Source organism: Pseudomonas sp. CHM02 (assembly GCF_000612585.1).
Taxonomy (GTDB): domain Bacteria; phylum Pseudomonadota; class Gammaproteobacteria; order Pseudomonadales; family Pseudomonadaceae; genus Aquipseudomonas.
This window is the reverse complement of the sequence record NZ_JFCA01000085.1, coordinates 1-10,166: the sequence shown is the minus strand read 5'-3', so window position 1 is coordinate 10,166 and position 10,166 is coordinate 1. Positions and strand designations below refer to the sequence as shown.

Here is a 10,166-nt window from a genome sequence, read left to right as displayed (position 1 = left end):
TCGCTCACTACAGGTATAGTGTCTGCCGTCACGTTCAGGACACGATCACACATGGATGTCGTTACCCAAGGCAGTTGCCTCTGCGGCGCAGTCACCTATCAAGTCTCGACCTCGCTCAAGGCTGCCACTCATTGCCACTGCAAAAAATGCCAGAAAAGCCATGGTGCGGTGTTTGCCACTTACGCGAGTGTGCCCCGGTCAGCCGTTACTATCCGGCAGGTACGGGGCACGCTGAAAAACTATGAATCATCACCGGGCATTACTCGCCAGTTCTGTTCAGAATGCGGTTCATCGTTGTTCTGGCACGATGCAAAAGCACTTTATCCGGATTGGATTTCGATTGCGCTGGGCACACTCGATACCCTGTTCACGCCTCAGAACCTGAAGCACAGCTGCATTGAGTCCAAGGCTACCTGACTGTAGGAGCGAGCTTGCTCGCTCCTACAGTCGCGACCTGCGTTTACGGGCTTACATCAACGGAATCGAATAACTCACAAACACCCGATTCTGATCCTGGTCCCGCGCCACTTCACTGCGCGAGACGCCGTTGCGCCAGCCGAACCCGACGTTCTTGAACGTGCCGCTCTGCACTACGTAGTCCAGGGAAATATCGCGCTCCCACTCGCTGGCATCGTTGCCGCTGGCGGTGAGGATGTGGTCGCCCTTCAAGTACATCACCGAGGCCTTCAAGCCCGGCACGCCGAGCGAGGCGAAATCATAGGCGTACTGGGCAAAGGCCGTGCGTTCGCCGGCCTGGATGAAGGTCTGCACGGTACGGTCGGTGTAGAGGTAAAGGCTGGAACCGCCCTCCCCTTTATTCACCAGGCCACCCTGGTTGAGCTGGGCGAAGTTGCTGTCGTCTGAGACTTGCTGATAACCGGCGGTAATCGCATGGGGGCCCACGGAGTAGATGAACGCGGCGCTCCAGGTGTTATTGTCGATTTCACCGTTGCCGTTCTTTGTGTAGCCGCCGAGTTTGTAGCCTTCGGCACGGCCGGCGGCGCTGCTGTTCTTGCCGTCGGCGGTGGTCTTGAAATAGCGCAGGTCGGTTTTCAATGAACCGTAGTCACCCAGCGGCAAGACATGGATCAGGCCGGCGAAGTGCTGCTGGTAATAGTCTTCGAGGTTGGCGTAGTAGTACTGGACCATCAGGTCCTTGGTCACTTGGTAGTCGGCGCCGGCATAGTTGAATTTATTGCTTTCCTGGGTACCGCCCGCCACCGCCAGGCCGCTGCGGTCGCTGGAGCCACGCCCGGTGGTGTGTTGCAGTTGGCCGCCGATCAGGGTCAGGTTGTCGATGTCCTTGCTGGTGACCTGCCCGCCTTCGAACGACTGCGGCAACAGGCGCCCGTCGTTGCTCACCAGGATCGGCAGGTTCGGGCGCAAGTAGCCGTAACGCAACTCGCTCCTGGCGAAACGTGCCTTGGCCGTCGCGCCGCCACGGGCCCAGTTGTCGGCAGCCTTGCCGTCGTCGTTGGGGATCATCGAGCTGCCCACATGGCGACCGCTACCGCTGTCGAGGGTGATACCGAGCAGGCCCACTGCATCCAGGCCGAACCCGACAGTGCCATCGGTAAAGCCCGATTGATAGTTGAGGATGAACGCCTGGCCCCACTCTTCGGTCTTCGACGGTGCGGCGGCGCCGTCACGGTTGTCGTTGTTGAAGTAGAAGTTGCGCAGGCTCAAGTTGGCTTTGCTGTCACTCAGGAAATCAGCCGAGGCCAAGGGGCTCAGGGCAATGCCCAGGCTGCCGGTCAATACGCTTAATGCATTCAAAGTGGCTTTCATCAGGACGAGCTCCGGCGCGGAATCCAAGTTCCGGGCGCAAAAAATGGGCAGCAGGATGCACGCGGCCAACCATGAGTTGGCCGCTGCGTTAACTAACGTTTAACCAGGGTTTAACTACTTAGTTGAGCGAGTGAACCTCCGTACAACTTCAGTCAATCAATCCATGAGCGTCATAAAACGGATACGGCCCCGGGTAGTCCCCGAACACACCGTTGTGGCTGATCAAGCCTTGCTGCGCATCCCAGCGGTGCAGCAGATAGCCCGCCGGCTCCAGGTTGAAATGCGCGGGCGCCGCTTCTTGCAGATCCAGCACGATCTGGTGCGAGGTGCCGGGGCACACACAACTCAGGCTGCCACCGAAACGCCGTTGCATCGGTCGGTGCAGATGCCCGCACAGCAGGCGCTCCACTTGCGGATGGCGAGCCACCACGTGCTCCAGCGCAGCGGCGTTGATGAACGGTTCACGGTCCATATGGCCGATGCCACTGATGAACGGCGGGTGATGCAGGATCAACAGCGTTGGCGCGTCAGGACGCAATGCCAGCTGTGCATCCAGCCACTGCAACTGGCTGTCGAGCAACTGGCCGCCATGGCCGCCGGGGATAGTGGAATCCAGGCCGACCAGCCGCAGCGGATGCTCATCCACCACCCAATCCAACGGGCCGTCTGCCGAAGCCGGCAAGTAGCGGTGATCACGGAACGCCTCCAGCAAGGGCCCGCGGGTGTCGTGGTTACCCGGCACCAGGTAGCACGCCATGTGCAGGCGCGCGAGTTCGGGGTGCAGCACGGCGTATTCATCGGCGCGACCGAAGTCCACCAGGTCACCGCTGATCACCACGATATCCGGGCGCGGGTGGCTGGCGTTGAGGTGGTCGACGGCACGCCGGAGCGCGCCCAAGGTATCGACAACGCCATAGGTGAGGCGCTGGCCGGCTTTAAGGTGCAGGTCGCTGATCTGCGCGACGAGGAACGGACGATTCACAATAGATTCTCAGGCATTAAGGGTGAACAACATGTGCGGCGCAATCGCCAGCGCAATCGGCGCGCCGACGGCGTACAGCTGGTTGTCACTGCTGTCGACCAGCAACGGTTGCGGCCCGCCCACATCCACCAGCAGGCGGCTTTGCGCGCCCTGGAAGAACTGCGCCAGCAGGCGACCGTGCAGGTGCCCTTCGCTCTCCATCACGCGCAGGTGTTCGGGGCGGCAGTACAGGGTGCGGGGCAGATCGGTACCGTGCCACGGCAGTTCGCCGCCGCAGACTTTCAAGCCATGGGCCGACGGCGCGATCACGGCGAAGGCATTGAGGTTGCCGACAAACCCCGCGACGAAGGCGTTGGCCGGTTTCTGGTAGATGTCCCGTGGGCTGGCCAATTGGGCGACACGGCCGTGCTCCATCACCAGGATACGGTCGCCCAGGGCCATGGCTTCGCCCTGGTCGTGGGTGACGAAGACCGACGTGATGCCAAGGCCGCGCAGCAGTTCATTCAGCTCGCTGCGCAGGCGTTCGCGCAGTTGTGCATCGAGCGCCGCCAGCGGTTCATCCAGCAGTAACACCTTGGGGCGCGGCGCCAAGGCACGGGCCAGGGCCACGCGCTGGCGCTGGCCGCCGGAGAGCTCGTGGATGCTGCGCTTGCCGTGGTTCTGCAGGCCCACCAGTTCAAGCAATTCTTCGCAGCGCTTGTTGCGTTCAGGCACCGACATGCCGCGAATCTTCAAGCCGTAGACGATATTCCCGGCCACATCCAGATTGGGAAACAGCGCGTAGTTCTGGAACACCATGCCCACATCGCGGCGCTCGATCGGCAGGCGGGTCACGTCCTGGTCACCGAACAACACCTGGCCCACGTCCGGGCGCTCGAGGCCGGCGATCAGGCGCAAGGTCGTGGTCTTGCCACAGCCGGACGGACCAAGGATCGCCAGGGTTTCACCGCCTTCGACGGTCAGGTTCAAGTCATGCACGGCCACGGTGCCGTCGGCGAACGCCTTGCGACAGCCTTGCAGGCGGATAGTGATAGCGGTCATCGACGCTCTCCACGGGACAAACGGGCACTGATGGCCTGCAGCGCAATCAGCAGCGGCACGATCATCAGCAAAAAGATAAGGGTGTAGGCGCTGGCGATTTCCAGCCGCGCCGAGGCGTAGCTGTCCGCCAGGCCGACAGGCAGTGTCTTGGTCATCGGCGTATGGAGCATCCAGGTCAGGTTGAATTCACCCAGGGACAAGGTGACTACCATCAGCACCCCCGCCAAAATCCCCGCCCGGCAGTTGGGCACCACCACGCTGAAAAACCGCTTGAAAGGCCCCGCGCCGAGGCTGGCTGCCGCCTCCTCCAGCACCGGTAATTGCTGGCGCTGCATCACCGCCATCACCGGGCGTACCAGGAACGGCAAGGTGAACAACACGTGGCCGACCAGGATGAACACCCAACTGCTGCGGAAACTGCCGAACTGGCCGTAGGTCAACAGCAAGGCCAGCGCACTGGCCAACCCCGGCATGGCCACCGGCAGCACCATCAGTTCTTCGAAGGCGCGGCTGAAGCGGTTGTTCATGCGCACCAATGCGTAAGCCGCGGGCACGCCAATCACGCAGACGCACACCGCGCAGGCCAGGGCCAGTTGCAGGGACAGCCACACGGTGGGCGAATAGGCCTGCCACACCTGGATCAACCAATCGAAGGTCAAGCCGCTGGACAGGCCGACGAAGAAGTTACGGGTCAGCCCGGCCAGCAGCGACATCACCACCGGCACCAGCATGAAGGCGCACACCAGCAGGGTGAACAACAGTTGCAACACAAACAGCGATGAGCGTTTCACAGTACCGTCCCCGCGTTTTTCACCAGCCGTCGCGTAAGCAGCAACACGGCCCAGGTCACCGCGCCGAGGATCACCGACAGCGCAGCCGCCACGGCAAAGTTGGCGTAGTTGGTAAACACGTTGTAGATCGCCACCGGGGTGACATTCAGCCGTGTGCCCAAGGTAAAGGCAGTGCCGAAGGCGCCCATGGACGTGGCGAAACAGATCGCCCCGCACGACGCCAGCGCCGGCGCCAGGCCCGGCACAATTACATCGCACACCACGCGCCAATGCCCGGCACCCAAGGAATGCGCGGCTTCTTCGAGGCTGCGGTCGAGGCTTTCGCATGCCGCCATCACCGTGAGGATCACCCGTGGAATCGAGAAGTACAGGTAGCCCACGAACAACCCCGCCAGCGAGTAGGCAAAGATCCAGCGCTCACCCGCCAGTTGCAGGCCCAGGGCGGCAAACAAGCCCTGGCGCCCGGCCAGCAGGATCACCAGGAAGCCCACCACCACGCCGGGAAACGCCAGCGGAAACGTCAGCAACGCCACCAGCGCCGAGCGCCCGAAGAACTGCTGGCGGGCGAGGAACACGCCGCTGATGCCGCCGATCACCAGCGCCACCAGCGTCACCACCACCGCCAGCACCAGGGTTTGCCCAAGGCTGCCCAAGTACTGCGCGCTGCTGAGCACCTGCCAATAGCCGCTGCCGTTGCTGTCGCGGCTCTCGGCACCGAGCAGCACCAAGTGCGCCAGCGGCAACAGCCAGAACGCGAGCAGTACCGCAAAGGCCGGGGCCAGTGCCCAGGCTGCCTGTCTTGCCGATGCAGCCACTTACTTGACCTCGTTCAGGTAACGGGCGGCGAAGGCTTCCTGCACAGCGGCCATTTTTTCGTAGTCCACCACACCGGCGCGGGCATAGTCGCTGTCGGGCAGGAACTGCGCGGCCACGTCCGCCGGCATTTTCATCGGGCGCACAGGGCGCAGGTAGGCCGTGGCCCAGAGTGCCTGGCCTTCGTCCGACAGCACGAAGTCGAGGACTTTTTCCGCATTGCCACGGTGCGGCGCATTGGCGACCAGGCTCATCACGTAGGGCACGCTGATGCTGCCTTCCTTGGGGATCACGAAGGCGACGTTGGCCTTGTCTTTGTAGCGTGCGCGGTAGGCGTTGAAGTCGTAGTCCACCAGGATCGGCAACTCACCGGACAACACCCGTGCATAGGCCGTCTGCTTGGGCACGATGGGTGCGTTTTTCGCCAGTTTCTGGAAGTAGTCGATGGCCGGGGCGAAGTTGTCGAGGTCGCCGCCCAGGGCGCGGTTGATCGCGACTGCCGAGACGTAGCCGACGAAGGCGCTGGACGGATCGAGGTAACCGACCATGCCTTTGTATTCAGGCTTGAGCAGGTCAGCCCAGCTTTGCGGCACCGGCAAGCCACCCAGTGCATCGACGTTGACCATGATGCCCAAGGTGCCGGAGTGGATTGCAAACCAGTGGCCGGCCGGGTCCTTGAGGCCAGCGGGGATCTGGTCCCAGGCCTTGGGTTTGTAGGTGCCGACCACATCGGCCTTTTGCGCCTGCAGGCCGAAGGTCACGCCGTAGTACACGACGTCGGCGACCGGTGCGGCTTTTTCCGCCACCAATTGCGCCAGGGACTGGCCGGAGTTCTTGTTGTCCAGCGGCACCTGCACGCCGGTGCGGGCGGCAATGGCCTTGAGCTGGGTGCCCCAGTCGGCCCAGTCCGGCGGACAGTTGTAGCAAATCGCGGTTTCGGCGGCCTGGGCCAGGCTGGCCGCACCGCACAGCAGCACGGCGGCGAGGGTCTTACTGAGTGCGCGCATCGGGGGTCTCCTCATGAGGTTGGGTACTGTCGCCTGGTCGGATGTGGCAAGGCAGGCAATGGGAAGTCGGGGCGTTGCCGGCGATCTGCGCCAGCAACTGGTCAATCACGGTGCTGGCAAGCAGCGCGATGGGCTGCACCACGCTGCACAGCGTCGGGTGCATCTGAGTGCCAAGGCTGATGCCGTCGAAGCCCATTACCGAGAGTTGTTCGGGCACATTCCAGGCGTTGCGGCGCAGTTCGGCGATCAGGCTGATTGCCAGGAAGTCGTTGGAACACACCAGGGCGGTCGGTGCCCCTGGGCCCTGGAGGAAGGGCTGGATGGCGGCGAATTCGGCTTGGGTATGGGCCGGCATTTCGATCACCGGGCGGGATTCGAGGCCGTATTCGCGCATTGCATCGCAATAACCGGCGTAGCGCAGGCGGGCACGGTCGGATTGCAGCGCGGGGCCAGCGACCATGCTGATGCGTCGATGGCCCGCCTCCAGCAGATAACGCGTGGCCAGGGCCATGCCGGCGCGGTTGTCGACCGACACGGCGCTGTAGTTGGGGTTGCTCGGTTGGTGGTAGGCCAGCACGAACGGGGTCTGTTCGGTGTTGAGGCTGCTGAGCACACTGTTGCTCTCGGCATCGGTGACCGTCAGCACCAGGCCGTCGACGCGTTGGCGCAGCAGTTCTTCCACCACGCTGCTTTCGCGTTCGCTGTCGTAGTCGGTGGTCGCCAGCAACAAGCTGTAGCCGCGCGCCCGCGCCGCACGTTCCATGGCCTGGAACTGTTCGGCGAACACCGGATTGAGCAAGTTGGGCACCACCACGCCGATCAACTGGGTGGTTTGCAGGCGCAATTGGCGGCCCAGCAGGTTGGGGCGAAAACCCAGCTCGCGGGCGGCGGCGAACACCTGCTCACGGGTGGCCGGGCGCACCTGGTCCGGGGAGGCAAAGGTGCGGGCGGCGGTGGCGCGGGATACCCCGGCCAGCCTTGCTACGTCTTTCAGGTCAGTCATTGTCACTCGCTTGAGATCGATCTCATTGGCGAGGACAGTAACGATGGAATATGGCAGCCAAGTGGTGGAGAGATGACAATTTGATGTCACCGATATCCCCCCGCGGAAGCCGGCTTCTACAAGGGTTCGCAGGCCAGATTAAATACGGCGCCGCAAAATCCGCCCACTAACCTTTCGATTCGATCCAAGTGCGGGCACAATGCGTGTCCTTTTTTGGCAGGCACCGCCGCAGGCTCTCAAAAATGATCAAAACGCCGTACTACCTCATCGATAAACAGAAGCTTCTGGTCAACATGCAGAAGATTGCTTACGTGCGCGAACAGTCCGGCGCCAAGGCTCTGCTGGCGCTCAAATGCTTTGCCACCTGGTCGGTGTTCGACCTGATGCAGCAATACATGGACGGCACCACCTCGTCGTCGCTGTATGAGCTCAAGCTCGGCCGCCAGAAATTCGAAGGCGAGGCGCACGCCTACAGCGTGGCCTGGGCCGACGATGAAATCGAAGAGATGCTGGATAACTGCGACAAGATCATCTTCAACTCCATCAGCCAGCTGCAGCGTTTTGCCGATCGTTCCGAGGGCAAGACCCGCGGCCTGCGCGTCAACCCACAGGTGAGCAGTTCCGACTACCTGCTGGCCGACCCGGCGCGCCCGTTCAGCCGCCTGGGCGAATGGGACCCGGTGAAGATCGAAGGCGTGATCGAGCAGATCTCCGGCTTCATGTTCCACAACAACTGCGAGAACGGCGATTTCAGCCTGTTCGACAAGATGCTCGGCACCATCGAAGAACGCTTCGGCGCACTGCTGCACAAGGTCGAGTGGGTCAGCCTCGGCGGCGGCATCCACTTCACCGGTGAAGACTATGCCGTGGACGCGTTCTGCGCACGCTTGAAGGCGTTCTCCGAGAAGTACGGCGTGCAGGTGTACCTGGAACCCGGCGAAGCGGCGATCACCAACAGCGCCTCGCTGGAAGTCACCGTGCTCGACACCCTCTACAACGGCAAGCACCTGGCCGTGGTCGACAGCTCCATCGAAGCCCACCTGCTGGACCTGCTGATCTATCGCCTCAACGCCAAACTGGCGCCAAGCGATGGCGAACACACCTACATGGTGTGCGGCAAGTCATGCCTGGCCGGGGATATCTTCGGTGAGTATCAATTTGATCAGCCGCTGGCCATCGGCGATCGACTGTCGTTCATCGACACGGCAGGCTACACCATGGTCAAGAAAAACTGGTTCAACGGCCTGAAAATGCCGTCCATCGTAGTGAAACAACTCGACGGTACAGTCGAGGTGGTTCGTGAATTTGGTTACGACGACTACCTGTCCAGCCTTTCGTAAGCTGGCGGATAAAGGAGAGATAAAGCAATTGAAAAAGAACGTTCTTATCATTGGTGCAGGAGGTGTCGCCAAGGTGGTGGCCCACAAGTGCGCGCAGCACAACGACGAACTCGGTCGTATTGCTATCGCGTCGCGCAACATCTCCAAATGCCAGGCCATCATCGACAGCGTCAAGGCCAAGGGTAGCCTCAAGGTTCCCGCCGACATCCAGGCCTTTGCGCTGAACGCTTTGGACGTGGAAGCGACCAAGGCCCTGATCCGCGAGACCGAATCGCAGATCGTCATCAACGTCGGTTCCGCGTTCCTCAACATGTCGGTACTGCGTGCCTGCATCGACACCGGCGTTGCGTACCTCGACACCGCCATCCACGAAGAGCCGGGCAAGGTCTGCGAGACCCCGCCGTGGTACGGCAACTACGAATGGAACCACCTGGAAGAGTGCAAACAGAAGAACATCACCGCCATCCTTGGCGTGGGCTTCGACCCGGGTGTCGTCAACGCGTATGCCGCGCTGGCGCAGCAACAGCATTTCGACCGCATTGATTCGATCGACATTCTCGACGTCAATGCCGGCTCCCACGGCAAATACTTCGCCACCAATTTCGACCCGGAAATCAACTTCCGCGAATTCACCGGACAGGTGTGGAGCTGGCAGAACAGCCAGTGGACCAGCAACACCATGTTCGAAGTCAAACGCACCGACGACCTGCCGGTAGTCGGTTCGCAGAACCTCTACCTCACCGGCCACGATGAAGTGCACTCGCTGTCGAAAAACCTCGACGTGCCCAACGTGCGTTTCTGGATGAGCTTCGGCGAACACTACATCAACGTGTTTACCGTGCTGAAAAACCTCGGCCTGCTCTCCGAAAAACCGGTCACTACGGCCGAAGGCCTGGAAGTCGTGCCGCTGAAGCTGGTCAAGGCCGTGCTGCCCGACCCGTCGTCGCTCGCGCCTGGCTACACCGGCAAGACCTGCATTGGCGACCTGGTCAAGGGTACCAAGGATGGCCAGCCACGCGAGCTGTTCATCTACAACGTGGCCTGCCATGAAGAAGCCTTTGCCGAAACCGACAGCCAGGGCATCTCCTACACCGCCGGCGTTCCGCCTGTAGCCGCAGCGCTGCTGGTTGCCCGTGGCGAGTGGGATGTGAAACACATGGCCAACGTCGAGGAACTGCCGGCCGAGCCGTTCCTGAAGGCGCTGGACGTGATGGGCCTGCCAACCCGGATCAAGGATGAGCACGGTGATCGTGCGTGGGATGCGATTGCCTGATTAGGCGATAGCGACCCGAACAAAAAAAATGCGCCTCCAGGGGCGCATTTTTTGTTGGACGGGGTTTTGCTCTAATGCCAAGCAGTTAAGCGCAATACAACCTCTGTGGTGAGCGGGCTTGCCCCGCG

General features: G+C 61.8%; 10 protein-coding genes. 3 read left to right on the top strand and 7 right to left on the bottom strand.

Annotated features, from left to right (window positions below; genetic code table 11):
* Positions 1 to 51: 51 nt before the first annotated feature.
* Positions 52 to 417: a GFA family protein gene (locus tag BM70_RS32910; protein ID WP_081782162.1), complete on the top strand. Its 366-nt coding sequence runs from the start codon at positions 52 to 54 to the stop codon at positions 415 to 417.
* Positions 418 to 468: 51 nt separating this feature from the next.
* Here BM70_RS32910 and BM70_RS0130245 read toward each other — a convergent pair whose 3' ends face one another.
* From BM70_RS0130245 to BM70_RS0130215, 7 genes are all read right to left on the bottom strand, one after another.
* Complete coding sequence (locus tag BM70_RS0130245) at positions 469 to 1,788, bottom strand: OprD family porin (protein WP_025859484.1); 1,320 nt, start codon at positions 1,786 to 1,788, stop codon at positions 469 to 471.
* Between the two features lie 148 nt (positions 1,789 to 1,936).
* On the bottom strand, positions 1,937 to 2,770 hold the full coding sequence (locus tag BM70_RS0130240; RefSeq protein ID WP_025859483.1) for a phosphodiesterase: 834 nt from the start codon (positions 2,768 to 2,770) through the stop codon (positions 1,937 to 1,939).
* Between the two features lie 9 nt (positions 2,771 to 2,779).
* The gene (locus tag BM70_RS0130235) at positions 2,780 to 3,811 is read right to left on the bottom strand and encodes an ABC transporter ATP-binding protein (protein WP_025859482.1); all 1,032 of its coding nucleotides are present in this window, start codon (positions 3,809 to 3,811) and stop codon (positions 2,780 to 2,782) included.
* A complete protein-coding gene (locus BM70_RS0130230; RefSeq protein ID WP_025859481.1) occupies positions 3,808 to 4,602 on the bottom strand; it encodes an ABC transporter permease in 795 nt (264 codons plus the stop codon). The genes BM70_RS0130235 and BM70_RS0130230 overlap by 4 nt, the downstream gene beginning before the upstream one ends.
* Positions 4,599 to 5,417 (bottom strand): iron ABC transporter permease, encoded by an 819-nt coding sequence (locus BM70_RS0130225; RefSeq protein WP_025859480.1) that lies wholly within the window; start codon positions 5,415 to 5,417, stop codon positions 4,599 to 4,601. The genes BM70_RS0130230 and BM70_RS0130225 overlap by 4 nt, the downstream gene beginning before the upstream one ends.
* Positions 5,418 to 6,422 carry an ABC transporter substrate-binding protein gene (locus BM70_RS0130220; protein ID WP_025859479.1) on the bottom strand — a complete coding sequence of 335 codons (1,005 nt, stop codon included), beginning with the start codon at positions 6,420 to 6,422 and terminating at the stop codon, positions 5,418 to 5,420.
* Complete coding sequence (locus BM70_RS0130215; RefSeq protein ID WP_025859478.1) at positions 6,406 to 7,425, bottom strand: LacI family DNA-binding transcriptional regulator; 1,020 nt, start codon at positions 7,423 to 7,425, stop codon at positions 6,406 to 6,408. Before BM70_RS0130215 ends, BM70_RS0130220 begins: the two co-directional genes overlap by 17 nt.
* Positions 7,426 to 7,667: 242 nt before the next feature.
* Between BM70_RS0130215 and BM70_RS0130210 the strand changes: the two genes are divergently transcribed.
* Positions 7,668 to 8,765 carry a carboxynorspermidine decarboxylase gene (locus tag BM70_RS0130210; RefSeq protein ID WP_025859477.1) on the top strand — a complete coding sequence of 366 codons (1,098 nt, stop codon included), beginning with the start codon at positions 7,668 to 7,670 and terminating at the stop codon, positions 8,763 to 8,765.
* 28 nt (positions 8,766 to 8,793) lie between these two features.
* Positions 8,794 to 10,038, top strand: coding sequence for a saccharopine dehydrogenase family protein (locus BM70_RS0130205; RefSeq protein WP_025859476.1), 1,245 nt, complete (start codon positions 8,794 to 8,796; stop codon positions 10,036 to 10,038).
* Positions 10,039 to 10,166: the final 128 nt, after the last annotated feature.